Below are 26,116 nucleotides of genomic sequence, written 5' to 3' on the forward strand. Positions count from 1 at the left end.
ACGCGGGACTGGCAGGACTGGCGCCACGGGATCTTTAACCGGCCCCCTCATCTCGACGGAGGTGCCGGGATTGTCGCGCAGCGTGATGCCCGCCGCAGAAGATGCCGATGTGTTGTATTGCCGCCTCCAAACCGGCTTTCGAACGACACGCTGCTTCGTAGTTGCTTACTATCAAGATTAAAATTGCTGCAACTACCATGACAGTCATCGCGATCTTCAACCAGAAAGGCGGCGTGGGCAAAACCACTACCGCCCTCAACCTTGCCGCTGCGCTGGCGCAAATCCGGCACACGACCTGCGGAATCGACCTTGATCCGCAGGCACACCTGAGCACGATGGCTGGCGTGACTGCCGCGTCCGGCGATGACACGGTCCTGAGCCTGTTCCAGCGTGAGCGTCCCCTGCGCGAGCTGCTGTGCCCGTCATCCAGCAATATCCGGATCATCCCTTCCCATCTTGAGCTGTCGAAGGTCGATACGATGTTCGGCAAGGGCTATGACGTGGTGAACCGGCTGAACACAAGCCTGCGAGCGGAGCGATTGTCGGAGGACGGCGCGAAGGTGGTGATCGACTGCAGTCCGATGATCGGCGTGCTGTCGCTGAATGCGATCTTCGCGAGTGACTGCGTGCTGGTGCCGGTGTCGGCGGACCACCTGTCGTACAAGGGTGCGCTGCAGATCGAGAAAACCCTGAAGGCGCTGGAACCGGTGCTAAAACGCCGGGTCAGGCGCCGCTATGTGCTGACGCGTTTTGATGCGGGCCGCCGCGTCGAGCGCGAGGTCCGTCGCATGCTGGAAGAACACTTCCGCGACGAAGTCTGCCATACGCATATCACGGAAAGCGCGAGCCTGGCGGAATGCCCTGCCTACAACAAGACGGTGTTTGAACATGCGCCGAATAGCAGGGGAGCAAGGGACTATGTCGCTTTGCTGGAGGAATTGCTGGCGGACCGGTTTCTCGGCTAGGGCTGCTACATGTCCGCGCGGCGCGCGTGAAGGTGTGCAGCGTAACCCTGGATCCGGAACAATCAGACCGAAATCAGCCTGAGGATCTGTTCCAGGGACATCCGGTCGTCGTTCGCCGGCTTTTGCACCGGCACGGGGACCGGTCTGGCGGCCGTCGGCCTGGTTTCGCAGCTGAGCACCTCGCAGTGACGGTACATCTGGCGCAGTTTGCGCTCCGCCTCGTCCCTGTCCCTGCCCATGATGGCAATGCTGTCGATCCTGAGCCTATTCCGCGACAGAATAGAAAAATGATATTTCTCCATACAGCCTCCCGTCTGTGTCCCGCTCCACCATTTTTTATCTTTTTCGCTCACATGGGTCGCCATGCTGCGTATCGTTACTATGCAGCAACTCGTTTTGAGTTTAGTCAATCAAAATAAATTGTTACAAAGAAAAAGAGCGAAACGTAGCGCTCTGCCGACGCCTGTTTTACGAGCGGTCGGAATTGACGGACAGACGGTTTCCCATGGGCTTCCAGGAAGCCATAAAAACACCTCGCCCCTGGTGTGTCAGGCGGTGCATGCGGTGCCGAAAAGACGGTTTTGAAGTGCGCAGGAAGGCGGCGGAACCTGGCGATACCTGGCAATAGCCGAGCTATTCGGCAGCTGGCGCGGCAGCGACCAGTTCACTGCGGATCTCTTGCAGCTTTGCCTTGACCCGTGCCGCGTTCCTGCTGCCGATACGGAGCATCAGCTTGTGCCCGGCCGACAGCGATTCCAGCTCGGGGTCGGCGAACTGGTAGTAAATGCGTGGCTGCACCAGTGCGATCGGACCATCGACTTCCGGCGCCTCCAGCATATGGTCGATCACCGCGACCAGCCGGTCGTTGAAGTAACCCTTGGGATAGCCTTGTTCGCGATAGGCCTGCTGGAACAGCGGATAGAGCCTGACATAGGCCGCAACAAAGGTCTTTGCGTCTACCATGTCCGCCAGACGAACGAAGGGCGTGTACCGGTCATGGTTGGCCGGCGCAAGTACCAGCTTCTCCCCCTCCTCGTCCGTGCGCAGCTTTCCTTCGACTGGTTTGGTCGGCATCAACTGCGCCGACACGACTTTGCGCGGCAGATTGTCGACGGTTACGACGATGCGACGGATAACCTCTTCGGATTGGAAGAACTGCTTTACCGCGTTCTTTCCGAGCACGTCGGCCAATGCAGCCAAGGCCGTCGAGTCGCTCCTGGCAAGGGGCGGCAGTTGTGTTTCGGCCGTTTCCGGAACGGGGTACTGGATCACCGGTTCTGCGTTGCCGGCCGCCGGCGGAGGTGCCTCAACAGACGGCGCCGGCGCTGGCAGCGGTAGTGGCGGCAAGGGTTCGTACCGTCCTTGTTTCCAGAGATACAGCGCAAATGCGCCGACGCCAAGCAGGATGAGCACAAGCATCCATCCAAGTACTTTCTTCATCAACCGAGCCTCCACCGCAGCGTGCACGAACAAACAGCATGCCAGATTACCTTAGGACGTTTTCGGTGAGAATCAAATCCCGGGGTCAACGAACCGGAGATATCTCAAACTCACCGCTCACCTGTCGATCACCGCTTGCCTTACCCGCCCCAACACCTGCGGCTATAATCGTGGCCGATTCTTTTCCGTGAGGTTGGCCGTGTCCAAGCGATTTTCCGTTCTACATCAATACGTTCTGCCGAAGCAGGCACTGACCACCTTCGCCGGACGGCTTGCGCGTGCCGAGGACAGCCGATTCACGCCGCAACTGATTCGCTGGTTCGCCAAGCGCTATGGCGTCAACATGGCGGAAGCGCTGAATCCGGATCTGTCGAGCTACACCAGCTTCAACGATTTCTTCACCCGCGCCTTGCGTACCGATGCGCGCCCGCTTGCCGATGCCGACTTCATCTGCCCGGTGGACGGCGCGATCAGCCAGTTTGGCGCCATCGAGCGCGACCAGATCATCCAGGCAAAAGGCCATCGTTACTCGAGCACCGCCTTAGTCGGTGGCGACAAGACACTGGCCGACCAGTTCGACCACGGCAGCTTCGCCACGCTGTACCTGAGCCCGCGCGACTATCATCGTATCCACATGCCGTGCGACGGCAAGCTCACACGCATGATCTATGTGCCCGGTGCGCTCTTTTCCGTCAATCCGACGACTGCCCGCGGCGTGCCCGGACTGTTCGCGCGCAACGAGCGCGTGGTGTGCGTGTTCGAGTCGCCCTACGGACCGTTCGTGCTGGTCCTGGTCGGCGCAACCATCGTCGGCAGCATGGCGACCGTCTGGCATGGCGTGGTCAACCCGCCGCGCTCGCGCACTGTGCGCGAATGGCACTACAAGGACGAGAACATCGTCCTGAAGAAAGGCGAAGAGATGGGACGCTTCCTGCTCGGCTCCACCGTCGTCATGCTGTTCCCGCGCGGCGTTATTGAGTTCAATCCGGAATGGCTGGCAGAACGTGCGATCCGCATGGGCGAGGCGATGGGACGCAAGCCCGCCGCATAAGTTGACATGAGGCGACATGAGGCGGCATGAGACGTCACTTCATGCAAACCGGACGTTTGCCGCATCTGGAACGCCGTATTGCACTTCTCGAATGAGGGAAACATGAAGGACCTGCAGCGTATCCTCGACTTTTCCACTTCCGGCCGCGGCACGCGCAACATCACGCAGGACGTTGCACGCGTCGTTACAGAATCCGGCGTAAAAACCGGCATCGTGCATGTCTTCGTGCAGCACACGAGCTGTTCGCTGACGATTACCGAGAATGCCGATCCCGATGTGCGGCGCGATCTCGAAACCCTCCTCGGCCGCATTGCGCCGGACGGCGACCCTTCCTACCGCCATGACCTGGAAGGGCCGGACGACATGGCTGCGCATGCGCGCAGCGTACTGACAGGCCCGGGATTGAGCATACCGGTCGGCGCGGGCCGCATGCTGCTCGGGACGTGGCAAGGCATCTACCTGTGGGAGCACCGCACCAGCGCGCAGCAGCGCAGCGTCGTGGTCACCGTGCTGGGCGCCTGAACGCGGGCGGACAAACAGTCTTCTTTTCATCCGCCCCGCGGTACGTTCACACGCCGAAAGGCCGCCCTACTCCTTGGCCTTCAGGTACTGCGGATTCTTGCGCAGCAGTTCGATGTTGGCCTGGCGCTCCTTCGGGTAGCTGGCAAGCAGCGCCGGGATCTTTTTCTTGTCCATGCTCGGCTCGAACATCAGGTGCAGTCCCGCCGCCAGCATTGCGTAGGTCGCCAATGCGTAATCCATCGCGGAGATACCGTTCTTTGCCAGCACTGCCTTGGCCTTTGGATTGGATTCAAGCAGGCGAGCAAACTCTTCCACGGACAAATCCTTGTCGTCCTCGTCGTCCTGTTCCTCGATGTTCGCCTTCTCAAGGTCCTGGGTCACTGCATGCATCTTCTTGAGCGTGACCGGGGTCAGCAGGTAGCGGTCCGGATCGGCTGCGGCATGGGACACCGAGATAAAGGCAAGGGACAGAATGAGGGCGGCGAGTTTTTTCATGATGACAGTATGTTAAGAGAAAATGAGCGCCAGTCTAACCGAAAGCACACGGCAGGCGTTGCGTCGCATCAGCCGCTAGGCGCCTTGTGGCGCTTTTCTGTCGCCATGAAACCACAAGCGCCCTGCTGTAACTTTTAGTGCAGCGCAAAATGATTACAAATTGTATTTCCACCGGGAAACCAATATAGTCATGAAAAAAGAGGTACGGGCTTACCGGCCCTTGCCAACCTCGCTTCCGGAAGCCAGCCACATGACGCGGTTACCCACCTCATCCAGCGGCGTTTTCCTCCCGCGTTCTGCATTTCGACTGATTGCTGCCTTGCTGTTTTTCTGGACAGTGTTCGGCAACGCGTCGGCAGACGATGCCGTCCGGCTTCCGCCGGGCACGCAACACTATGCGCTCGGCCCGCAGGTCAGTTATTTGGAAGATGCGGCGCAGAAGATCACGCTGGCCGACGTCCTGGCGGGAAAGTTCGACAGCAGTTTCGTACGGAATACCCAGCCGTCACCGAATCTCGGTTTTACGAGTTCAACCTACTGGTTCAAGACGACGCTGCGCAGCGAGGATTCCGGCACATCGGAATGGCTGCTGGAAGTGCAATATCCATTGCTTGACTATATTGACCTGCATCTCGTGTATGCGGGTCCCGATGCGCGCACTGTCTCCTAACGCGGCGGCGATCGGATCCCGTTTTCGGAGCGACAGGTCAGGCACCGCAACATGCTGTTCAAGGTCCCACTCGCAGCCGGGGAAACGGTGACCATGCTGATCCGGGTCCGGACCGACAGTTCGATGCAGGTGCCGCTCGTCTTGTGGAACCCGCAGGCATTGCTGGAGCGTGACCAGGAAGAACACCTGGTACTCGGCGCCTTCTACGGCATCCTGATGGCGATGCTGCTGTTCAACCTGATGATCTATCTCGCAAACCGCGATATCAACTACCTGTACTACGTCATCTATCTTGTCAGCGTGCAGCTGTTCCAGAGTTCGCTGAACGGTCTCGCCTACGAATATCTGTGGCCCGAGCACCCATGGTGGGCGAACGTGGCCACGCCGTTCTCCATCGGGCTGGCCTACACCTCCATCATGCTGTTCTCGCGCGAATTCCTCAATCTGCGCAAGCACCTGCCCCGGGTCGACACGGTATTCCAGGTGTTTTTCTGGATGTTCGTGATGGTGATGGTGAGCTCCTTCCTGTTGAGTTACACGTTCACGATCAAGGTCGGCACTTTCCTCACCATGGTGGCAACCATTCTGGTCTTCAGCACCGGTGCGGTCTGCCTGAAAAAGGGCGTGCTGCATGCCAAGTACTTCATGCTTGCATGGAGCGTCCTGCTGTTCTTCATCTTCTTCTATACCCTGAAAACCGTCGGCATCCTGCCGCACGTCTTTGTCACGGAATACGGCCTGCAGATCGGAGCGGCGCTGGAAACCATCCTGCTGTCCTACGCGCTGGCGCACCGCCTGCGCCTGCTGCGGATGGAAAATGAAGCCATCCAGCGCGGCATCACCGAGACCCTTGAGCAGCGCGTGCGCGAGCGCACCGCCGAGCTGGATATTGCCTTGAAGAGGCTCTCCGATGCGAACGAGAAGCTGACCACGCTCAGCCATACCGATAGCCTGACCGGCCTGAACAACCGCAGCTACTTCAACCAGGTGTTTGGCAAGGAATGGCGCCGCTGCCAGCGTGCGGGCGAGTCGCTCAGCCTGCTCGTGCTGGATATCGATCATTTCAAGAAGGTCAACGACACCTATGGCCACCTCGGCGGCGACGCCTGCCTCAAACAGGTGGCATCAACCTTCCTCAGCGTGCTGCAACGCCCGGCGGATGCGGTGTTCCGCATGGGCGGCGAGGAATTCGTCGTGCTGTTGCCCGCGACGGACGTCAAAGGCGCAGTTCATGTGGCAGAACGCATCCGCAAGGCGGTTGAAAGCCTGGACATTCACTTCGAAGAGCGCAAAATTCCCGTCACCGTGAGCATCGGAGTGTGCACCGTCCTCCCGGACACGACCGAGGACGACGAATCGCTGATGCGCAATGCCGACCTTGCGCTGTATGAAGCGAAGAATACGGGCCGCAACCGTACCTGCATCTACAAGGCGGAGCTGGAGCACACTGCGCTGGAGGAGCGGCCGGCCTGAATGTCGGCTGAATGCGGCCAGACCGGCCCGCAAAGCAGCTGCTCAACAGCCGGTCAATTCAGTTCTTTCAACGGTATGACCGGGCCAAGCCGGAAGCCGTTTTGCCGAGTCAGCCGGCCGATGTTGTCGATGCGCACCTGCAGTTGCGGATGCGTGCCGAAGTAGTGGGAATAGCCATCGTCCTTCGAACGCAGGTCGTTTTGCATCGCTTCGAAGAACTCGGTGGCGCCACCCGCATGGCCGTAGTAGCAGTTGAGGATATGCAGCGCCTTGCTGTCGGCCTGCATCTCCCTGCCCTGTGAATGCCTTGCCATTGTCATCTTGTTCAGCGGAATGAAGACCTGCGTCATGTCCGACTGCGAGCCGGTCAGGATCGCCGACATCATGGCGAGCAGCACGCCGCGACCCATCGCGCGCAGGTGGTCGCGGTTCTTCAAATGGCTGAATTCATGCGCCAGCACGAAGGCCAGGCCGTTCTGCGACTGCACCTTGTCGAGCAGTCCCGAGAACACGACGACATTCCCGCCGGGGAAGACAGCCGCATTCGGCATCTCCGACTCCGTGAAGTAGACCGTCACCGGATACCGCAGGTCGGCGCACTGCTTCAGCTCGTCCGCCATCTTCTGCAGCATGGCGCGCTTTTCCGGTGCAAAGGGTTTCTCCTTCTCCCACTTCGCCACGAACGCGCTATTGATCCTCGCCTCGGTTTCGGGACTGAGATTGTCCACGCCGATGTCGACCAGCAGGCCGAGCAGCCAGAATGCGATCGCAGCCAGCGCTGCCAGGCCGCCGACGATCAGGAAGAATTCGCGCACGGGCTGCTCGTGCGATATGTTGTCGTTATGCTCTGGCAGGCCTGGCTGGTATTTCATCGCGCCTTGCAGTAAATCGCCGTGCCGTAGGCAAGCACTTCGACCGAGCTCACGCGGTTAGCAGCGCCATCGGAAATCGGGCAGGTCTCCAGCCGCACGTTGATGATCTGGTCTGCGTCCGGGCAGCTTTCCTTCATCCTCAGCATCGCTTCGCGGCGTGCGCGGTCGACCAGGGTTTCATAGGACTGCACCGGTCCGCCGACGATGGCGCGCAGCCCGGCAAGCAGGCGCTTGAAGTAATCGACGGAGATCACCACGCTGCCGGTCACCAGCTCGGAGCGCTGTATGCTCGGAATCGCAATCTCCATCGGGAATTTGCTGGTGGTTGTCGGCAGCTTCAGCAAGGCCTTTTCCCGCTGCTTGATGGAAGCGTAATGCTTCTTCTCGTTGCGCTTGCCGAAGAAATAGCCCAGCAGGATCGGTACGACCCAGAACAGGATTTCCATGGCGGGTTACTCCACCGTGACGGCGGTGCCATAGACATAGATTTCGGCGGCACCGGCGGCCACCGACGACGTCGCAAAGCGCACGTTGACGATGGCATTGGCACCCATCTGCCTCGCTTGCGCCTTCATGCGTTCGGTCGCGCTCTTGCGCGATTCTTCCAGCAGCTCCGTGTAGCCCTTGAGTTCGCCGCCGACGATGTTCTTCAGGCTGGCCATGATGTCCCGGCCGACATGCTTGGAGCGCACAGTACTGCCCGACACGACCCCGTGGCAGACGGTGATACGTTTTCCGGGAATGATTTCGGTATTGGTCATCAACATGGTGCGCGGCCCTTTAAATGAAAGATGAACTGCTTCGCAATCGGCGAAACTTGCCTAAAAGACACAAATTGTAAGCATGAACCGCACGAAATGGACAGTGCGCGAGCGTTAATCAGCTGAAAGTGTTGCTTGGCGGGTAATAGGAAGACACCCGAACCGAATCGGCAATCCACATCGCCGCTTTCGGTAAAGGCGAAAAAAAAGCGCTCGGGTGAGCGCTTTTTCTGATCTCGTCAGGAATGACGTGCCTTTGCCGGCGAGGTATGGCATGCCGCCACCCCGTTCGATCCCGTCCAGCAACCTCTGTCCAGACGTGATGCAAGATCATATGACGCCTTGTGCCAGCATCGCTTCCGCAACCTTCACAAAGCCGGCGATATTGGCGCCATCGATGTAGCTGATGCTGCCGTCCGCACGCTTGCCATGGGTGACGCAAGCATCGTGGATGTTGCGCATGATGGAATGCAGGCGAGCATCGACTTCGTCCTTGTTCCAGGACAGGCGCATCGCGTTCTGGCTCATCTCCAGGCCCGAAGTTGCCACGCCGCCGGCGTTGCTTGCCTTGCCCGGTGCGTACAACACGCCTTTTTCCTCGAACAGCTTCGCCGCTTCTGCCGTGCACGGCATGTTCGCGCCTTCTGCCACGCACAGCACGCCGTTCTTGATCAGCGTTGCCGCGTCTTTCTCATCCAGCTCGTTCTGCGTTGCGCAGGGAAGCGCCACGTCGACCGGGACATCCCATGGGCGTACACCAGGCACGAACTTCGCACCGACCTTTTCGGCGTATTCGTTGACGCGACCGTAAAGATGGTTCTTGACTTCCATGAGGACGGCCAGCTTTTCTGCGGTGAAGCCCTGCTCGTCGATCACTGTGCCGCTGGAGTCGGACACGGTCACAACCTTCGCGCCGTAGGCCATTGCCTTCTCCACTGCATACTGGGCGACGTTGCCGGAGCCGGACACCGATACGCGCATGCCGTCGAGCTGCTTGCCCTTGGTCTTGAGCATTTCTTCAACGAAGTAGACGGTGCCGTAGCCGGTTGCTTCCGGACGGATCAGCGAACCGCCGAAGGTCAGGCCCTTGCCGGTAAACACGCAGTCGGCGCGGTTGGAGAGCTTCTTCATCATGCCGGCCATGTAGCCGACTTCACGTCCGCCCACGCCGATATCGCCGGCCGGTACGTCGGTGTCAGCGCCGACATGACGGAACAGTTCAGACACGAACGCCTGGCAGAAACGCATGACTTCGCCCGGGCTCTTGCCCTTCGGGTCGAAATCGGAGCCGCCCTTGCCGCCGCCCATCGGCAACGTGGTCAGCGCGTTCTTGAAGGTCTGTTCAAACGCGAGGAACTTCAGGATCGAGAGATTGACGGAGGGGTGGAAACGCAGGCCGCCCTTGTAAGGACCGATGGCCGAGCTGTGCTGGATGCGGTAGCCGCGATTGACCTTCACCTCACCCTTGTCGTCCACCCATGACACGCGGAACTGGATGATGCGCTCAGGCTCGACCAGACGGTCCAGCAGGCCATGCTCCGCATAACGAGGGTTTTCGGCAATGAAAGGCCACAAGCTTTCCATCACTTCCGCTACCGCCTGGTGGAATTCAGGCTGCCCCGGGTTACGCTCTTTGACGTACTCGAGGAATTGCTCAAGGTTCTGGTACTTCATTTATACCCTCCGGACGTTAAAAACTGGTGCGCACACTGCACTCAAACGGAGCATTATTCGCCATTTATTGCTGGAATGCACCAAAAATTTCGTTGAAACACCTCTTTGCACCATAAATGTGCATTTGGCAAGCGCGGCTCACGGGATTGCTGCACCACGGAAAATAGCTGGCAAAACCGGATGCTCGCGCTGGTATCGACTAGCAAGAGACCGCCAGCCGCTGACTGGCAACGGCGCCGTAGAGTAAAGAATGCTCGTCTTGGATGTCGGTCGGTCCAAGTGGTTTTACGCCGCGCCTTCGATTTGTTCCGTACATGGCTGGAAGCGGTCCTTGCTGCCTGATTCAGGGAAGGAGTCCGACGCAAGAACGGCGTCAGGAGAAATGCCTGGCTGAGGAAAGCCTTTTAGATTTCCCTGCAGCCCCTATCAATGTCCGCTCCAATGTCTGTATGCACCATGCCCCGCGATTGACTTGCACGATGGCACGATGAACGCCGCGTGCCATGCCCCACATGCGCCAGACTTGCCGCAACGTGCAACGAGACGACATGAAAGCTGCCTTAGATCAGACTCGCCGCCTGTTGAAGGCGTAGGATCAGAACGCTTATCCGCAGGCTCGCCGCCTGCACGATAAGCCCTTCCCCGCACGGCGAACAATCAGACAAGGTATTCCGTTGCACTCGAACATCTCGGTGACAAGAGCAGCAGACGGAGAAATGTCGCGGCTCATGCAAACACGAAACTGGGCCGACACGCCTCTCGGTCCGGTTACCGGGTGGCCACCCGTCTTGCGGACCGCGGCCGGCATATGCCTGCATTTCCGGGTCCCGACGGCAATCTGGTGGGGACCGCAGCTGATCGGCATCTACAACGACACGTTCGCCGCGATTCTCGGCGATCGCCATCCGCAAGCGCTCGGGCTGGCGGCGCCGGATGCCTGGCCCGAGGGATGGCATCTGCTGGAACCGCATATCGAGGCTGCCCGGTGCGGCGAGTCCACATCGCAGGCAGCCGTGCATCTGCGCAGCAGGCGCGCAGGTCAGCACTGGGAAGATGCCTATTTCGCCGTGTCATGCAGCCCGCTCCTGGACGACAGTGGTGAGGTGGGCGGCGTGATGTGCACCTTCACCGACGAAACCAGACACGTGCAAACCGAAGCGGCATTTGTCGAAACCCGCCGCAAACTCGACGCTGCGCTCATCGCTGGCGAAGTGGGCACCTTCGAATGGAACGTTGTAACCGACCGCCTGTGGGGCGACACCAACTTCGCACGGATCTTCAGCATTACGCTGGATGCATCCGGGGCGGCCCCCCTGGCAGATTATCTGGCAGCCATCCATCCTGCCGACCGCGACCAGGTCATGAAGCTGGTGAACTATACGGTGGAAACAGGCAAGAATTACGAGGCGGAATACCGGATCATGCATGGCACGCAGGTACGCTGGGTCATTGCGCGCGGCAAGGTGGAGCGCGAGGCAAACGGGAAGGTTGTACGCTTTCCAGGGGTCGTGCTCGACGTGACCGCGCGCAGGCAGGCGGAAGATGCTGTACGCATCGCGTTTGAAAGTGCCGAACTGGAACGGCGTCGCCTTGCAGCTGTGCTGGAGGCATTGCCCGCCGGGGTGGCGATTGCCGATGCCAAGGGAAGGGTAACGCTGTTCAACGCCGCCCTCGTCCGCATCTGGGGCGCGCACCCTTTGCCGCAGTCCATTGACGATTATCGACGGTGGCGGGCCCGATGGGCGGATACCGGCGAGCCGCTCAAGAGCGATGACTGGGCCATGGCGCGCGCGCTGCGTACCGGACAGGTCGTGCCGGGCGACGTCATCGAAATCGAGAAATTCGACACCAAGGAACGTGTCACTATCATCAACGCCGCCGCGCCGATCCGCGATGCACAGGGGCGCATTGTCGGCGGCGTCGTGACCGAGATCGATATCACTGCACAGAAACGCGCAGAGGAGGCGCTGCGCCGCACCGAGGCCGAACTGAAGGAGGCACAGCGGATCGCCCAGATCGGGAACTGGTACTGGGATGCAAGGACCGACATGGTCACCGCTTCCGAAGAGCTCTGCCGCATCTACGGCATCGATCCCGAGACGGACGACATCCCCGCGTTCCATGCTCAGCGCGGGCACTGCTACTCCGCCGACGAATGGGAGCGCCTGAATGCGGCCAGGCAGCACGCGTTGCGTACAGGCGAAGGCTACACGCTGGATTTCCAGTCGCTCCGGAACGGGGTGCCGATCTGGCTCACCGCACGCGGCGAAGTCGTGCGCGACGCGGCCGGACACATCGTCGGCATGCGCGGCACGCTGCAGGACATCACGGCGCGCAAACATGCCGACGAAGCCTTGCGGCAAAGTACCCTGCTGCTGCAAGCAATCAGCGACACCACCGGCGATGCCTTCTTTGCAAAAAACCGCGAAGGCCGGTTGACGTACGCCAACCCGGCAACGCTGGCCCTCCTCGGCAAACCGCTGGATCAGATTCTCGGGAAGACCGACATGGAGTTCTGGGACGACAAGGAAGCCGCGCGGAGGTTGATGGCCAACGACCGTCGTGTCATGCAGCAGGGCATCGCCGAAGACTTCGAGGAAACTGTCCCTCTGTCCGACGGCACCCAGCGAACCTGGCTCTCCCGCAAGGTTCCCTATCTGGACACGGAGGGAAATGTGATCGGCTTGCTCGGCGTCGCGCGCGACATCACCGACCGCAAGCATGCGGAGGAAGAACGCAGCTTCCTGCTCGAGAGCGAGCGTATTGCGCGCCACGAGGCGGAACGCGCCAATCGCGTCAAGGACGAGTTCCTCGCCACGCTGTCACATGAACTGCGCACGCCGCTCAACGCAATCCTCGGCTGGGCACAGATCATGGCGATGGATCGCGGCGATACGAAGAAGGCCGCCGACATCATCGAGCGCAATGCATGGATACAGGTCCGGCTGATCGAAGACCTGCTGGACATGAGCCGCATCGTCTCCGGCAAGTTCGAGCTGAACACGACGCGGCTGCATTTTGCGGAAGTGATCGCCAACGCCGTCGAGAGCGTGCGCCACACGGCCGAAAAGAAAGGCGTGCAGCTTGAGGAATGCCTTTGCGCAGAGGGCGGCATGGTGGAAGGCGATGCCGCGCGCCTGCAGCAGGCGATCTGGAACCTGCTCGACAATGCGATCAAGTTCACGCCTGCCGGCGGCCAAGTCAGGATCTCGCTCGTCGAACAGCATGGCGTCGCGCGGTTTTCCGTTGCCGATACCGGCGAGGGCATCGATCCCGCTTTCCTGCCGCATCTGTTCGACCGATTCTGCCAGGCGGACGCCTCCACAACACGCAAGCATGGCGGCCTCGGCCTGGGGCTGGCGATCGTCAAGCACATCACGGAACGCCATGGCGGAGCCGTGCAGGCGAAAAGCCATGGCAAAGGCTCCGGCGCGATCTTCACCATGACGCTGCCACTGCTTGGATACGACGGACCCGGCAGGCCCGGGAACATGCTCCCGGAGCACACTGTAGACGAGCATGCGTTCTCCGGCTCGCAGATCGTCACGGTGGACGATGACGTCGACACCAATGCGCTTCTCAAGCAGATCCTGGAAGCGCGCGGCGCCAGCGTGCGCGCGTACCACTCCGCAGATGAAGCGCTTGCAGCCGTGGTCCGGCAGACGCCCGACCTCATCATCAGCGACATCGGCTTGCCGGGAAAGGACGGCTATGCATTTATCCGCGATGTGAAGGCCTTTCTCGGAGAGGAGAGAAGCATCCCCGCCATTGCGCTGACGGCGTTCGCCCGCAAGGAGGACCGCCTCGAGGCGCTGGATGCCGGGTTTTCGTCGCATCTGCCCAAACCCATCGCCGCGCATGCGCTGCTGCACGCCGTTGCAAGCTTGCTGCCAAAGAGCCGAGGCCGAAGCGACCCGGCACCCGAGCCGCCTGGAAGCCACATGCTCGACTGTTAAGGCTACGCGTGAACTTGTTCAGCGTAGCCTTAAGACGATTCTCAGCGCGCTGCCCGGCTTGCCCTATAGGGCGCGTAGAGCTCCTACGGAATTACTGTTTCAATGAAGCCATATCAATCACGAAGCGGTACTTCACATCGCTCTTGAGCATGCGCTCGTAGGCGTCGTTGATGTCCTGGATGCGGATCATCTCGATATCGGACACGATGCCGTGTTCGGCGCAGAAGTCGAGCATCTCCTGCGTTTCCGCAATGCCGCCGATCAGGGAGCCTGCAAGGCGGCGTCGCTGCATGATGAGGCCGAATACCTGCGGCGAAGGATGTGGCGACGCAGGCGCCCCGACCAGCGTCATGGTGCCGTCGCGCTTGAGCAATTCAATGAACGCGTCCAGGTTGTGCGGCGCGGCCACGGTGTTGAGGATGAAGTCGAACGAATTGAGATGCGCCTTCATTTCAGCCGCATTCTTCGACACGACGACCTCGTCCGCGCCAAGGCGCTTCGCATCGTCCGCCTTGCCCGGCGAAGTCGTAAACAGCACTACATGGGCACCCATTGCGTGCGCAAGCTTGATGCCCATATGCCCCAGCCCGCCAAGGCCGACGATGCCGACCTTCTGCCCCTTGCCGACCTTCCATTGCCGCAGGGGCGAATAGGTGGTGATGCCCGCGCACAGCAGCGGAGCGGCGGCAGCCGGGTCAAGCCCGTCGGGCACGCGCAGCACGAACTTCTCGGTGACCACGATGTTGGTCGAATAACCGCCATACGTCATGCCACCGACATGCCCCTCCTCGCCGTTGTAGGTGCCGACAAATCCGTTCTCGCAATACTGCTCAAGCCCTTCGGCACAGGCGCTGCAACGCAGGCACGAGTCTACGAGACAACCGACGCCGACCATGTCGCCCGGCTTGAAGCGCTGCACCTGATCCCCGACGGCAGCAACACGCCCGACGATTTCATGGCCCGGCACGACCGGATAGACGGTGTTTCCCCATTCATTGCGCGCAGTGTGCAAGTCCGAATGACACACGCCGCAATACAGGATGTCGATCTGGACGTCCTTGGGCTGCAGATCGCGGCGTTCAAATTGCAGCAGACTGAGCGGCTCGGTGGCGCTGGTTGCACCATATCCTTTTGAGGGCAGCATGCGATGGTTCTCCTATAGCGCAGACAAACCATGCACGCCGCATCACCTGCCTGTAATACCTGGCGAAACGAAGCATGCCTGGTCGGAACTTGTGTTGATGAAACCGGGGAAGCAGCCAGTCGCATGTAGCCCCTTTCCGGTCGTGGAAGTCAGATAAGACTGCAAAGCGTGAAAAAGTTTTCGGCTGAATGGAGGACGCTTTGATACGCAGCATGACTGAATGATGCATGCGGCAATACGAACCTGACGTCGCAAGCCATTGCTTCAGAACCCATCTGCGTTGCCCTCCCGTTTCGTTGCAACCTGCAAATACAGGTGAACCATGAAGCGCTTCACACCCAGCGCCCGCATTTCGCACGGTGCGCCTAGTAAGGCTCCAAACCATGAAAATGTTTCACGCAGCGGAAAAAGGCAGGTGCATTCCTTCGCATTGCAACCCTTTGGCAGACAGTATGTCCGCAGTACAATGCATCGCATCCAATCCGTTTTTCCGAGCCGCCAACATGACAACCTCACTGTCCGGCATTGACTCCTGGACGGCATTCCTGAACGAGCGGGAAATCCCGGTCCTTCGGCAGACGCCCCGGGCAATTGCCGCGGCGCGCCAGCGTGCCGACGGCATCAACGTGCGGGAACTGGCCGATATCGTGATGCGCGATCCGCTGATGACCGTGCGTGTGCTGCGCTTCGTCGTGCGCCATCGCGGCCGGCGCAAGCTGCAGGACATTTCCACCGTCGAACATGCGATCTTGATGCTTGGTGTCGAGCCCTTCTTCCATCATTTCTCGCAATTCGACATCGTCGAAGATACGCTCAAGGCGCAGCCGAAAGCCTTGCTCGGCCTGCTGCAGGTAATCCGCCGCTCCCAGCGCGCAGCACGGTACGCACTGGACTGGGCCACCTGGCGCAGCGACCTGAACAGCGAAGAGATCGGTGTGGCGGCGCTGCTGCACGACCTCGCCGAAATGCTGGTCTGGTGCTTCTCGCCACAACAGGCGCTGGGCATCCAGGCGCTGCAGGAGGACAACCTTTCCTTGCGAAGTGCTGACGCACAAAAATCGGTGCTCGGGTTCCCGCTGATCGATCTGCAGGAAGTGCTGTGCAAGAACTGGCAATTGCCGGAGTTGCTGCTCAGCCTGATGGATGGCAAGCACAGCGAAAGGCCGCGCGTGAAGAACGTCAAGCTGGCCGTCGACCTGGCGCGCCACACCGCGCACGGCTGGGATGACCCGGCGATTCCCGACGACTTCACCGCCATCGCGAAGCTGATGAATATCGATGAGGCGACACTGCGGCTCAGGCTGGGCTTGAAGGAGTCCGACGAACCGGCCTAGGCCGTGTTTGACAAGCTACTGCGCGGCCCGGATTGATGTCTGCGGTGCTCGGCGTACCAGTCGTACGCGTGCGCTCCTCGACGCCACTCCGAACCGCTCGCTACACTTGTCAAACACAGCCTAGCGCGCCGTTGAAACGACTGCGCAAGCCGATCCTGATTCCTGCGCTGCGGTCCACTGCGTATCACTCGTGCGTACACTGCGCCTTCCGACCAGCGCGCTGCGCATATTCTGCAGATTGCTAATGCCCTTCTTCCCTGGAAAACGGCATGGCAATTTTCAGGTCGCGCACGAAGCGGCCATAGGATTCCACGCGTGACTCTTCCGGCACGCGGAGCAGGTAGGACGGATGGACGGTGATAAGTACCTGCACCCCGGCCTCGAAAGTCATCAGCCTGCCGCGGTTAACTTCAATCGGCGTGGCACGCCCAAGCAAGGCGCGTGCGGCGGTCGCCCCCATCGCGACGACGAGTTGCGGCGCCACCAGCTCCAGCTCGCGTTCCAGCCATTGATGGCATGCGGTAATTTCAAGCTCGCCGGGCTTCTTGTGCATGCGCCGCTTGCCGCGCGGCTCCCACTTGAAATGCTTGACCGCATTTGTGACATACACTTGGCTGCGGTCGATGCCCGCATCCGCAAGCGCCCGATCGAGCAACTGTCCGGCCGGCCCGACGAAAGGATGCCCTTTGCGGTCCTCCTGGTCGCCGGGCTGCTCGCCGACAAGCATGATGCGTGCAGGCACCGGGCCTTCACCGAAGACCGTCTGCGTTGCATCGATCCACAATGGACATGCCTTGCAGTCGCGCGCTGCATTGCGCACATCGGCGAGCGTGCCCGTATCCGGCGCAACGCGCGGCGGCGGCTGTTTGGGCATGCGCGGTGCGCGCTTGCGCGAGGCGGGTTCGTGGATATTCGGCATGGCGCGAATGCAGGAAGACGGAGATCCGTCTGATTCTCCGCCGGATGAATCGTTCAGCAGGCGCTTCCATCGCACTGCGCGTGGTTGCCGATGTAAAACACCCTCTGACTGGCTGTTGAAAAACTACTGCTAGGGTTTTCGGCCGACACCGAGCCGTTGCATTAGCGCGGCATAGACGATCTGTGCAAGCGGGTGCGCCGGGATGTCGCCGGCCATGTCACCGGAGAAGGCGGCATTCTCTGCATCAGAGTCTTCCACATATTCTGCAGCGAGGTTTCTCCAGCCCTTGCTGGCGGCAAAGCGGCCGAATTCTTCCGGAGCCTCAAGGACGATCAGTTTCTCGTCCTGCATGCCGGGGTCGCCGGGGCCGAAGTCGGGGCCGGCATAGCCGAGCACATGCAGCCTGTCGAGAATTTGCGCGATCAGCCGCGGGTCTTCATAGAGCGGCTCATCGCCCATCGAAGAAGCGAAATCGACGTAGACGTCGATAATTCCGTAGCCTTCGTCAAAGATACGGATACCATTGAGGTCCCAGGTACGCCCAAGGGAATCCGTGACACTGAACGGGCCACTCAACTGAATGACGTTCTCACTGTCCATGAGGCCAGCGTACACCAAGCAAGGGTAGCGGTGTGGAAAAAAGAAGAAGCGCGCGCCATTGCTGCAACGAGAGCACTCGCACGCACAGGAAAATTACTGGAATGACAAGCATGCACAAAAACAAACAGGGCAAACGCCCGGGCACAAAACAAGGCGTCGATTCGCCGGAACAGCAGGAAGAAGCAATGACACGAAGCCTGGTGACGCTTGCTGCGGAACTGGCGCGCCAACAACTGCACGCAACAACGTCACAGGTGCTGAAGAACAAGGAAAGCGACTTCCAGAAGATCATCCGCAAGTGCCTGCACCAGAAGAAGGACGAAGTGCTATATGAAGCGCTGGAACGTGCACTGGAGGCGGAGGACGGCAGCTATGTCTTCCTGAAGGAAAACATAGAAGAAGCCTCGGGCACCATCGTCTTCACGCCCGACGGCGACCGCCCGATGGAAGTTAATGCCTTCGTGATCCCGCTGTTCGCCCATACGCAAGGCGGCTTGCACAGCGAGCAGTGCTTTCAGGACGAAGAAGCCTTCGATCTGCTGAAACAAAGCATCTCCGAGTCGCAGCTCGAAAGCCGCAAGGCCAAAGTCGTCCTCGTCAGCCACGCCTACCATCTCGATGAAATCGACCGGATCAACTACAGCCGGCTTAACGACATGGTGCGCGAAGCGGCCGATTCACTCCTTGGCAAGAAGACGGCGGCCACCGAGATCAGTCGCAGCATCAGCGGCTGGCCGGAAAACCACTTTGCACCGGACGACCAGGCAGTGGAGCTGCGTTTCCTGCTCGGCTTTGCGCTGAAGCCGCTGGACGACCCGTTCTACCGCGTACCGGAGGATGAGGCAGCCGCTGACCGCTACTTCGATACACGCGCCGCACGTTTCCGGCACTGGACGAAAGAAGCGCTGCCGCTGGTCAAGCGCTGCCTGGTGACGGACGGCCGCGAGATCGATATCGATTTCCTCTACCAGGACCTGTTCCATGGCGGCAAGGAGAGCGGCATTGCAGAACTCGACATGCTGCAGATGATGTCCGACCTGCACCATGGGCTGCAGGTACACAACACCTCCCCGGAAAATACAAAGGCGGTGATCGGCCCGGCCGAAGCCGGCGAAGAAATGGTGCTGCGCGTGAACCTGCATGCACTGTCCGATGGTGCGCTGGTCGCCTCGACGGACAAGCCGCTCGCCCCTGCCCGCGAGCTCGAAGAGGAAGCGGATGACGTGTGCGATGCGCTGCGGACCATCGGCGTGACATCGTTTTCGCTGGCACGGCGTTTTGATGCCGATGGTCACTCGGTGGATGTCCGGTCTTACAAGCGCTGATGTTCAGATCATGCTCGGCTGATGTTCAGATGATGGTTTGGCTGAACCATCAATGTGAGGGCATGGAAGAAACACCAGCCATGCTCGGATGCATGCCGGTTTGACCATTCGCAAACCGGCCTTCGCTCCTCATTGATTCCCACGCACGCTCGCCTAAGCTCCATACCAACCAGTTGGTATGGAGTGTGGAATCGCCATGAGGGATGGGGCCGCGACAAGAGAACGTCTGCTGTACGCCGCATGCGATGTCTTGCGCAGCAAAGGCTACGCGGCAACCACGGTCGACGACATCTGTGCTGTAGCCGGCGTCACCAAGGGCAGCTTCTTCCATCATTTCACTGCCAAGGAACAGCTTGGCATTGCGGCAGTGGAGCAATTCGGCACCATGGCGAAAGAGCTGTTCGCCGCAGCGCCATACCATGCGGCGAGCGACCCACTGGAACGCCTGCTGGGCTATATCGATTTTCGCAGCGCCATGCTCTGCGGCGACATCGCACAGTTCACCTGCCTGATGGGCACGCTGACGCAGGAGGTGTATGCGACCCATCCCGGCATTCGCGCTGCCTGCGAGCGGGTGCTCGGCAGCCATGTCGCGGAGCTGCAGCGTGACATCGAAGCCGCCCGCCAGCGCTACGCGCCCGATGCGACGTGGACTGCCGACAGCCTTGGCAACTTCATGCAAGCCGTGCTGCAAGGCGCATTCGTTCTTGCGAAGGCAAAACAAGGGCCGGAGGTCGCCATCGCTTCGCTCGCGCACCTGCGGCGCTATCTGGAACTGCTGTTCAATCAACCGGCCGCGCCCAGCCTGCCCGGCCACCATCCGATGACCATGGAGGAAACGAAATGAATCCAGTCGTTCACTTTGAAATGCCCTACTCCAACCGCGACCGCATGACGAGCTTTTACGAAGCGGCCTTCGGTTGGCAAACGCAGAAGCTGGGCGAAGACATGGGCAACTATGTGCTGGCCACGACGACCGAAACCGACGACACCGGACCGGTACGGCCGGGCGCAATCAATGGCGGATTCTTTCCGCACCGCCCCGACTGGCCGGGGAAATCCCCTTCCGTCGTGATTGCCGTGGACGACATCGGTCAGGCCATGCAAAAAGTCACGCAGGCCGGTGGAACTGTCTACGGTGAACCGATGCAGATTCCCGGCGTGGGCCAGTACGTCGCCTTCTCGGACACCGAGGGAAACCGTGCGAGCATGCTGCAACCGGTGGCGCGCAACTGGCATGCACCGCCAGGGATGTGAATGTCGGGGAAGTGAGAGTCCCCTAACCGCGCAGGGCATCCGCCATCATCAATCGACGCGCGAACAGAACAGGAGATCGACCATGCAAGCCCTCCAAAGAATCGCACCCTGCCTATGGTTCGACGACCAGGCAGAAGAAGCGGCCCGGTTCTACACCGGCATCTTCAAAAACTCGACGATCGGCACCATCTCCCGCTATGGCGAAGCCGGACATGAGTTTCATGGCAAGGCGCCGGGAAGCGTGATGGCAGTGGCCTTCGAACTCGACGGCCAGCCCTTCACGGCGTTCAACGCCACACCGGCGTTCCGGTTCAACGAAGCGATTTCCTTCCAGGTGAATTGCGAAACGCAGGGAGAGCTCGACGAGTACTGGGAAAGGCTGTCAGCCGGGGGAGATCCGAACGCGCAGCAATGCGGCTGGCTAAAGGACAAGTTCGGCGTCTCTTGGCAGATTGTTCCTGCTTCCCTCAGCAAGATGATGGCCGATCCCGACCGCGCAAGAACCGAGCGCGTGATGAGCGCGCTCCTGCAGATGAAGAAGCTTGACATTGCAGGCTTGCAGCGTGCCTATGCCAAATAGAAGCGAGGCAGGCCGCCCCGCCGCGCTATCCCGGCAATTGCTCAGTCAGCCTCGAAGACCGGGCGCCTGTCTCTCAACAGCGTCGTCGCAGCCAGTCCCAGCGCCAGTGCACCATAAATCACCGCCATCGATTTGCCGGAAAGACGCTTTTCATAGCCTGGCGTAAAACGTTTTGGCACCAGGTAGTAGTCGGTAATGTAGGCGCCGGCAGACACGGCGGCGGCGCTGACAGCAGGCGCCAGCGGTGCCAGCTGAGGCCGCTGCGCAAACCATCGCTCGACGGCCGGCTCGACCCATTTCTCGTAGACGCCGGCCCACATCAGCGCCGCGGCATGGTTGAGAAGAAAGCCGGAGGCCGTGTATTTGGCCGAGGGTTCGCTGTGGCGGGCGGCTTCGTCACCCCAGAGGATATGGCTGGTCGCGTTCAGCGGTGCCGAGTACGACGCGGCCTCGCGTTTGCCCGCCAGGCTCGCGGTCAAGGCCACGGCAAGACCGGAAACCGTGCCCGAGGTCAGTGTGCGCTTCAACAACGATGAGTCAATCTGCATGCGTATCTCCTGCAATACTTTCCATGCGCCCGACTGGGCGGTGTGCGCATAGGTGATGTCGAAAAGGGAGCTGCATCAGGCGCCGGCTGATTTTCCCTGCCTGGAGTCGGCACTCTCGTGCTGGCTGTCATGCTGCCCCGTGCCGGCCGCCTGCTCGACCGGCTTTTCGAGCTGGTCACCGTGCTTTTTCAGGCTTTCCTCCGCGGGCTGCGCGACACCGGGTTTTGCTTGTTCGCTGTTCATGATGAAAGCTCCATGTGGACGATACGAATGAGGCAACATTGCCGTGCTTTAGTTCACGCTGGCGATACCTGCCACGGGCTCCGACAGCGGGTGCATGCATTCCTTTGATGCGTTGCGGGAGACCGCCTTTTCCCGTCCATTAATATCGTTGGTCACTGCATTCACAGGAGCCCCGCCATGAGAAGCTTTCGCAAGGAACTCTGGTTCAACACGCCAACGCGCCGCGCCTTCATCAACATCACGCCACAAGTCGAGGCTTGTCTGACCGAAAGCGGTGTGACGGAAGGACTGGTGCTGGTAAATGCCATGCATATCTCCGCGTCGGTATTCATCAATGACGATGAACGCGGTTTGCATCATGATTTCGATGCCTGGCTGGAACGGCTCGCGCCGCACGAGCCCGTCACGCAGTACCGCCACAACGACACCGGCGAAGACAACGCAGATGCGCACATCAAGCGACAGGTGATGGGGCGTGAGGTTGTGGTGGCGATTACCGAGGGGAAGCTTGACTTCGGTCCCTGGGAGCAAATCTTTTATGGCGAGTTCGATGGCATGCGCAGGAAGCGCGTGCTTGTGAAGATCATCGGCGGGTAGGAAGATGCTGAGCGATCAAGCTAACAATAAAAAATCCGGGCCTGCGCCCGACTGTGCCCCGACATGCTCCGCAGTACAGCCGCTCAGGCCGGATCACTTCTTCGTCGCGGTGATGACCTGAAAATTGCCGAAGAAGCAGGTCGACCGTTCGCAGGTCCACTCGCACGTCTCCTCAAGATACTTCACCGGATCGTGCGTATCCCACAGCGCAAGGCCGAGCGGCTCGAAGACCTTGAAGTAGGTCCAGCTCAACGCGCGCATGACACCAAGGCTTGGCCGGTGAAACTCTGCGAGAAAGAGCTTGCCATCCGGTGTGAGCATGCGGCCGGCTTCGCTCAGTGCCTGACCCTTCAGGTGATGCGGCAGTTCATGCAACAGGAAGAAGATCACGTTGGCGGCAACCACGTCATCGCGCAGCTGCATCGCGGTCGCGTTGTCTTCGACGTATTCCACCTTGTCCCCATATCTGGCGAGCTTGCTCCTCGCATGATCGAGCTCGTTCGGGATGATGTCGGCAACGATCACGCCTTTTGCGCCGGACTGGAATGCCGCCTTGACCACGCGTGGCATCACATTGCCGAATGCACAGGACGTGATCAGCAGCTTCTTGTCCTTCAGGTTCATCTGGCGGATGCCGGAAACGATCTTCGATACGAGGCGGCGGTACTGGAACAGCAGGATCGCGGAGATGACCGGCTGGAAATCGACTGCCTTGATGAGCCGCATGCTCGAGTAAACCGGATACACGTGCGAGCTTTCGTTCTTCGCGGCGGGTGACAGTTCACGCACCAGCAATGTCCCGCGCGTGAAGACAAAAAAGAACAGCCCGGTCAATGCCAGGATGGCCGCCAGCACATAAGCGACATTGATCATCCATGTGTCCATCATGTTTCCTTATCGGTATTGGTGCTGCATTCCGTCAATCCGAGACCAGGTCGTTGTCTTCTCAGGCAGCCCGGATGGAATGCTGTTGCGGATCCCCGCGTTCTCCCGACCAAGCCGGCGAGGCCGGGCGCCCAAACGTCCTGAGCCTCATTCCCGGTGTAATTGTTGTGAGTGCGCATTCCCGTTTTCAGGAATCGGCCGCTTGCTTAATGCATAGGAGCAAGACTAGTGCCATCCGCCAAATTGGTGCAAAGAATCCATGGGCGTGGAAGGGAGAGCCACGGCGCCACGCGCCGAACGGAAGTGGGCCTTTACGCCGGTACGCTTGCGGCCCCAAGAAGAATGCCCGCACCGCGTCTACTGGAGGAAAAATGTTTGCAGACGCAAACTGCCATGGTGGCCGCCGTTTTCTTCAAAGTGAAAAGATATATTCCCGCAATTGGAAAATTCCGGCCTGCCCAACATCGTCACGTCGGCGTGCGGGGTTCGTGATATTCGAGACCTTCGTGCAACGGCCGCGATCTCGGCGCATGTGCAAAATTGCTCACCGGAACATTGCTGCGCAGAAGCTGTCTATCGGGCGTTCAATATTTTTGAGAGCAGGCAATGAGCTGGATACGTGTAGGCGATACCGTGACGTTCCGTCGCGAAGTTGTGAGGAAATGCAATGCCCCGGCCATGGCGGAGTTTCGCGGCGTGGTGACCGGCATCGCCGGAGACTGGCTGTTCATCGAGGAAGCGTCAGGGCGAACCAAGGTGATGCGCATCGAAGACATGTGCCGCGTCGCCCCGAACGGCGCGGTCCTCGAACTGGTGTAGTACGGGAAAAGCAACCCGGTAAAGAAAGTCCGGCAAGGAAGCGGCCGTGACGTTCGCCCGATATCCGGATCAATACGGTTTGATGGGATTTGATGCAGCTTGCTGCAATTTGCTGCATTACGGCAATGCAGCCCCAGACAACCGGCAGGCTCGCAAGCAGCCTGCCGCGGGGCAATCATCTCAACGTCGATTGCATCAGAAATACTTCTTCACAACCTCACCGAAGGCATCCTCGACGGATTTTCCCTGCTTCATCAGCTCTGTGATTTCATCCGAATGCTCAGTGATGGCTGCCGGCAGGGACTGCCGGTTATTCCTGAAGTACTCATAACGCTGCACGGCAAACTGCTCGTTCAGTTTCGCTGCGCTGACACGGGTACCGCCACCGCCAGTGCTGCGCACGGCACGCGGAGAACGTGCGGTTGGGCGGGAGCTGGCACCAACCCCGGAGACTGCAGCCTTGACCTGGTCAAGGGTGAACGTACGCGTGGCGTTGGGGCCGGTGAATTCATCATGCTCGGGGCGAAACAAGTGATGGTTGCGGTCGAAGGCCATCGACTTGTCCAGTGTGTTCAGGATCTGGTAACTCGGTTCGCCTGCGCCGCTGATCAGAGAAAACTGGACGCGGTCGCCGTAATCGACCATTTTTTCCATCACGCCTTTGAGATACTCGACTGGAAGCGACTCGAAATCGCCGTTCCAGCGTTTGCTTTTGGTGGCCAAGGTAATGTTCTTTCAAAAAGTTACTGATGTTCCAGGCAGTCGCCGATGAAGTGCATTCAATAACCGCATTCAATAAACGCGTTCAATTTACGCATTCAATGCGACGAGACGCCGGGCGCGCATTATCCCTCAATTCAGGGCAGTAACGGTTTGAGTGCATAACGGCGCAGTTGTTCTTCGCGGGCAAGCGATGGGTAGTTGCGATCAAAGCAACGAAGCAGCGAGCTTGTTGATCAGCATCAACGCAGTTACTCAATGTAACACCGATGTCATTCAATCTCTGTACCATGCGTGCCCATGCAGCGTTCGGAGTGAGGCATCGCTTTCAAAAGAACAGGCTGCATCCACCGGAGCTGGCGGTCGGAAGCAGTACCAGCACCACTTTCCAGCAGTCGGCAGGATGTATGCATCACAGCTACGTGAATACGCAGCATCCTGTCGGGCTGCACTCAACGGAGCGCTCAGAGCAAAGCATCGTCGCTCTTCCCAGGCACTTTCCCTACCCCACTACCGTCTTCCTGGCCTTCTCATCACGTATCTTCCCGGCGTTCCGTCGCTCGGCCTGCGTCCGTTTCTTGAATGTATGTAAAATGCCGCTCGCGTTGCAGGCGACCACATACGATGTCGCTGCAACTGACGCGCTCACCCATTTCTGCTGTGGACACCATGCATATCGACGCCTTCCTTAAAAAACTGAACGACAATCCCGAGTCCATTACCTTCGATGACACGATGGCCTGCATCAATGCATCGTATGAATTCACCCCTGCCGCATTCACCAACGGTGCAGTAAGGAATGAATCCGGCCAGAACTCGGGCTCATGCAAACTGTTTGCGTTCGCTTCACTGAACGGATTGACCGAAGCGCAGACGCTCGCCTGCTTTGGTGCGTACTATCGCGATGATGTGCTAAAGCACCCTGAAGGCAACGATCACCAGAACATCCGCAACTTCATGAAGTCCGGCTGGGCGGGCGTGAAGTTCGACAGCATGCCGCTGCGTCCGCTCAAAGCCGCATAAGCCGCTCGGTAGCCGCCTCGGCGCCCGGCGATGCAGGCACTATCAACGACGAAGCCCGCGACAGGCCTTGCCGGTCGCGGGCTTTGTCTTGTTTTGCGGCTGCTTGCTGATGCTTAGTAAGCGCCCGGCCATCCCGTCTTGAGGCTGGAGGAGCGTGAAGTTACGCGGCGGGACGCCAGCGATGCGGCAGGAGTTCGTCGATACGGCGGGCCGGCAAGGACGGCAAACGTTCCAGCACATCCT

27 protein-coding genes and 1 pseudogene are annotated in these 26,116 nt (G+C 59.8%); 14 read left to right on the forward strand and 14 right to left on the reverse strand.

The window, feature by feature from the left end; genetic code table 11:
• The first annotated feature begins 197 nt into the window (after positions 1–197).
• A complete protein-coding gene (locus ACYVIA_RS19620) occupies positions 198–965 on the forward strand; it encodes a ParA family protein (protein WP_460843832.1) in 768 nt (255 codons plus the stop codon).
• Between the two features lie 62 nt (positions 966–1,027).
• On the opposite strand, the gene ACYVIA_RS19625 is transcribed toward ACYVIA_RS19620, so the two are convergent.
• On the reverse strand, positions 1,028–1,330 hold the full coding sequence (locus ACYVIA_RS19625) for a hypothetical protein (protein WP_460843834.1): 303 nt from the start codon (positions 1,328–1,330) through the stop codon (positions 1,028–1,030).
• Positions 1,331–1,598: 268 nt separating this feature from the next.
• Positions 1,599–2,405 (reverse strand): DUF3014 domain-containing protein, encoded by an 807-nt coding sequence (locus tag ACYVIA_RS19630; RefSeq protein ID WP_460843836.1) that lies wholly within the window; start codon positions 2,403–2,405, stop codon positions 1,599–1,601.
• A 199-nt stretch (positions 2,406–2,604) separates the two neighbouring features.
• Between ACYVIA_RS19630 and asd the strand changes: the two genes are divergently transcribed.
• Both asd and ACYVIA_RS19640 read left to right on the forward strand, forming a co-directional pair.
• Positions 2,605–3,456, forward strand: a complete 852-nt coding sequence (asd, locus tag ACYVIA_RS19635; RefSeq protein ID WP_460843837.1) for an archaetidylserine decarboxylase — start codon at positions 2,605–2,607, stop codon at positions 3,454–3,456.
• A gap of 102 nt (positions 3,457–3,558) precedes the next feature.
• On the forward strand, positions 3,559–3,978 hold the full coding sequence (locus tag ACYVIA_RS19640; protein ID WP_460843839.1) for a secondary thiamine-phosphate synthase enzyme YjbQ: 420 nt from the start codon (positions 3,559–3,561) through the stop codon (positions 3,976–3,978).
• Positions 3,979–4,044: 66 nt separating this feature from the next.
• On the opposite strand, the gene ACYVIA_RS19645 is transcribed toward ACYVIA_RS19640, so the two are convergent.
• Positions 4,045–4,473: a hypothetical protein gene (locus tag ACYVIA_RS19645; protein WP_460843841.1), complete on the reverse strand. Its 429-nt coding sequence runs from the start codon at positions 4,471–4,473 to the stop codon at positions 4,045–4,047.
• A gap of 250 nt (positions 4,474–4,723) precedes the next feature.
• Between ACYVIA_RS19645 and ACYVIA_RS19650 the strand changes: the two are divergent.
• Positions 4,724–5,926, forward strand: a pseudogene (locus ACYVIA_RS19650) (7TMR-DISM family protein); the annotation flags it as partial.
• 27 nt (positions 5,927–5,953) lie between these two features.
• Positions 5,954–6,616, forward strand: a complete 663-nt coding sequence (locus ACYVIA_RS19655; RefSeq protein WP_460843888.1) for a GGDEF domain-containing protein — start codon at positions 5,954–5,956, stop codon at positions 6,614–6,616.
• A 53-nt stretch (positions 6,617–6,669) separates the two neighbouring features.
• Here ACYVIA_RS19655 and ACYVIA_RS19660 read toward each other — a convergent pair whose 3' ends face one another.
• The 4 genes from ACYVIA_RS19660 to gdhA form a co-directional block, all read right to left on the reverse strand.
• On the reverse strand, positions 6,670–7,488 hold the full coding sequence (locus ACYVIA_RS19660) for a M48 family metallopeptidase (RefSeq protein ID WP_460843843.1): 819 nt from the start codon (positions 7,486–7,488) through the stop codon (positions 6,670–6,672).
• Positions 7,485–7,934 (reverse strand): YbjQ family protein, encoded by a 450-nt coding sequence (locus tag ACYVIA_RS19665; protein ID WP_460843845.1) that lies wholly within the window; start codon positions 7,932–7,934, stop codon positions 7,485–7,487. Before ACYVIA_RS19665 ends, ACYVIA_RS19660 begins: the two co-directional genes overlap by 4 nt.
• A 6-nt stretch (positions 7,935–7,940) precedes the next feature.
• A complete protein-coding gene (locus tag ACYVIA_RS19670; RefSeq protein ID WP_460843847.1) occupies positions 7,941–8,249 on the reverse strand; it encodes a YbjQ family protein in 309 nt (102 codons plus the stop codon).
• A 330-nt stretch (positions 8,250–8,579) separates the two neighbouring features.
• Positions 8,580–9,923, reverse strand: a complete 1,344-nt coding sequence (gene gdhA, locus ACYVIA_RS19675; protein WP_460843849.1) for an NADP-specific glutamate dehydrogenase — start codon at positions 9,921–9,923, stop codon at positions 8,580–8,582.
• A gap of 728 nt (positions 9,924–10,651) precedes the next feature.
• Between gdhA and ACYVIA_RS19680 the strand changes: the two genes are divergently transcribed.
• The gene (locus ACYVIA_RS19680) at positions 10,652–13,879 is read left to right on the forward strand and encodes a hybrid sensor histidine kinase/response regulator (protein ID WP_460843851.1); all 3,228 of its coding nucleotides are present in this window, start codon (positions 10,652–10,654) and stop codon (positions 13,877–13,879) included.
• A gap of 91 nt (positions 13,880–13,970) precedes the next feature.
• Here ACYVIA_RS19680 and ACYVIA_RS19685 read toward each other — a convergent pair whose 3' ends face one another.
• Positions 13,971–15,023: an NAD(P)-dependent alcohol dehydrogenase gene (locus ACYVIA_RS19685; protein ID WP_460843853.1), complete on the reverse strand. Its 1,053-nt coding sequence runs from the start codon at positions 15,021–15,023 to the stop codon at positions 13,971–13,973.
• Between the two features lie 503 nt (positions 15,024–15,526).
• Between ACYVIA_RS19685 and ACYVIA_RS19690 the strand changes: the two genes are divergently transcribed.
• Complete coding sequence (locus tag ACYVIA_RS19690) at positions 15,527–16,357, forward strand: HDOD domain-containing protein (RefSeq protein WP_460843855.1); 831 nt, start codon at positions 15,527–15,529, stop codon at positions 16,355–16,357.
• A 241-nt stretch (positions 16,358–16,598) separates the two neighbouring features.
• On the opposite strand, the gene ACYVIA_RS19695 is transcribed toward ACYVIA_RS19690, so the two are convergent.
• Both ACYVIA_RS19695 and ACYVIA_RS19700 read right to left on the reverse strand, forming a co-directional pair.
• Complete coding sequence (locus ACYVIA_RS19695) at positions 16,599–17,276, reverse strand: UdgX family uracil-DNA binding protein (RefSeq protein WP_460843857.1); 678 nt, start codon at positions 17,274–17,276, stop codon at positions 16,599–16,601.
• Positions 17,277–17,405: 129 nt separating this feature from the next.
• Positions 17,406–17,876 (reverse strand): hypothetical protein, encoded by a 471-nt coding sequence (locus tag ACYVIA_RS19700; RefSeq protein ID WP_460843859.1) that lies wholly within the window; start codon positions 17,874–17,876, stop codon positions 17,406–17,408.
• Between the two features lie 110 nt (positions 17,877–17,986).
• Here ACYVIA_RS19700 and ACYVIA_RS19705 point away from each other — a divergent pair, with 110 nt between their 5' ends.
• The 4 genes from ACYVIA_RS19705 (at position 17,987) to ACYVIA_RS19720 (ending at position 21,038) form a co-directional block, all read left to right on the forward strand.
• Positions 17,987–19,201 (forward strand): DUF2863 family protein, encoded by a 1,215-nt coding sequence (locus ACYVIA_RS19705; protein ID WP_460843861.1) that lies wholly within the window; start codon positions 17,987–17,989, stop codon positions 19,199–19,201.
• A gap of 196 nt (positions 19,202–19,397) precedes the next feature.
• Entirely contained in the window at positions 19,398–20,048 is a 651-nt protein-coding gene (locus ACYVIA_RS19710; protein WP_460843862.1) for a TetR/AcrR family transcriptional regulator, read from the forward strand.
• Positions 20,045–20,458, forward strand: a complete 414-nt coding sequence (locus ACYVIA_RS19715) for a VOC family protein (RefSeq protein WP_460843864.1) — start codon at positions 20,045–20,047, stop codon at positions 20,456–20,458. The genes ACYVIA_RS19710 and ACYVIA_RS19715 overlap by 4 nt, the downstream gene beginning before the upstream one ends.
• Positions 20,459–20,540: 82 nt before the next feature.
• Positions 20,541–21,038 (forward strand): VOC family protein, encoded by a 498-nt coding sequence (locus ACYVIA_RS19720; protein ID WP_460843865.1) that lies wholly within the window; start codon positions 20,541–20,543, stop codon positions 21,036–21,038.
• A 41-nt stretch (positions 21,039–21,079) separates the two neighbouring features.
• Here the strand turns inward: ACYVIA_RS19720 and ACYVIA_RS19725 are convergent, their stop codons facing one another.
• Both ACYVIA_RS19725 and ACYVIA_RS19730 read right to left on the reverse strand, forming a co-directional pair.
• On the reverse strand, positions 21,080–21,586 hold the full coding sequence (locus tag ACYVIA_RS19725; protein ID WP_460843867.1) for a hypothetical protein: 507 nt from the start codon (positions 21,584–21,586) through the stop codon (positions 21,080–21,082).
• 75 nt (positions 21,587–21,661) lie between these two features.
• Positions 21,662–21,829, reverse strand: coding sequence for a hypothetical protein (locus ACYVIA_RS19730; protein WP_460843869.1), 168 nt, complete (start codon positions 21,827–21,829; stop codon positions 21,662–21,664).
• 177 nt (positions 21,830–22,006) lie between these two features.
• On the opposite strand from ACYVIA_RS19730, the gene ACYVIA_RS19735 reads away from it, so the two are divergent.
• Positions 22,007–22,426 carry a secondary thiamine-phosphate synthase enzyme YjbQ gene (locus ACYVIA_RS19735; protein WP_460843870.1) on the forward strand — a complete coding sequence of 140 codons (420 nt, stop codon included), beginning with the start codon at positions 22,007–22,009 and terminating at the stop codon, positions 22,424–22,426.
• 93 nt (positions 22,427–22,519) lie between these two features.
• Here the strand turns inward: ACYVIA_RS19735 and ACYVIA_RS19740 are convergent, their stop codons facing one another.
• Entirely contained in the window at positions 22,520–23,314 is a 795-nt protein-coding gene (locus ACYVIA_RS19740) for a class I SAM-dependent methyltransferase (RefSeq protein WP_460843872.1), read from the reverse strand.
• A 603-nt stretch (positions 23,315–23,917) separates the two neighbouring features.
• Here ACYVIA_RS19740 and ACYVIA_RS19745 point away from each other — a divergent pair.
• Entirely contained in the window at positions 23,918–24,130 is a 213-nt protein-coding gene (locus ACYVIA_RS19745) for a hypothetical protein (RefSeq protein ID WP_460843874.1), read from the forward strand.
• 195 nt (positions 24,131–24,325) lie between these two features.
• On the opposite strand, the gene ACYVIA_RS19750 is transcribed toward ACYVIA_RS19745, so the two are convergent.
• Positions 24,326–24,853 carry a hypothetical protein gene (locus ACYVIA_RS19750; RefSeq protein ID WP_460843876.1) on the reverse strand — a complete coding sequence of 176 codons (528 nt, stop codon included), beginning with the start codon at positions 24,851–24,853 and terminating at the stop codon, positions 24,326–24,328.
• 621 nt (positions 24,854–25,474) lie between these two features.
• Here ACYVIA_RS19750 and ACYVIA_RS19755 point away from each other — a divergent pair.
• The gene (locus ACYVIA_RS19755; protein ID WP_460843877.1) at positions 25,475–25,873 is read left to right on the forward strand and encodes a HopJ type III effector protein; all 399 of its coding nucleotides are present in this window, start codon (positions 25,475–25,477) and stop codon (positions 25,871–25,873) included.
• Positions 25,874–26,116: the final 243 nt, after the last annotated feature.

It is taken from the genome of Noviherbaspirillum agri, from assembly GCF_054780595.1.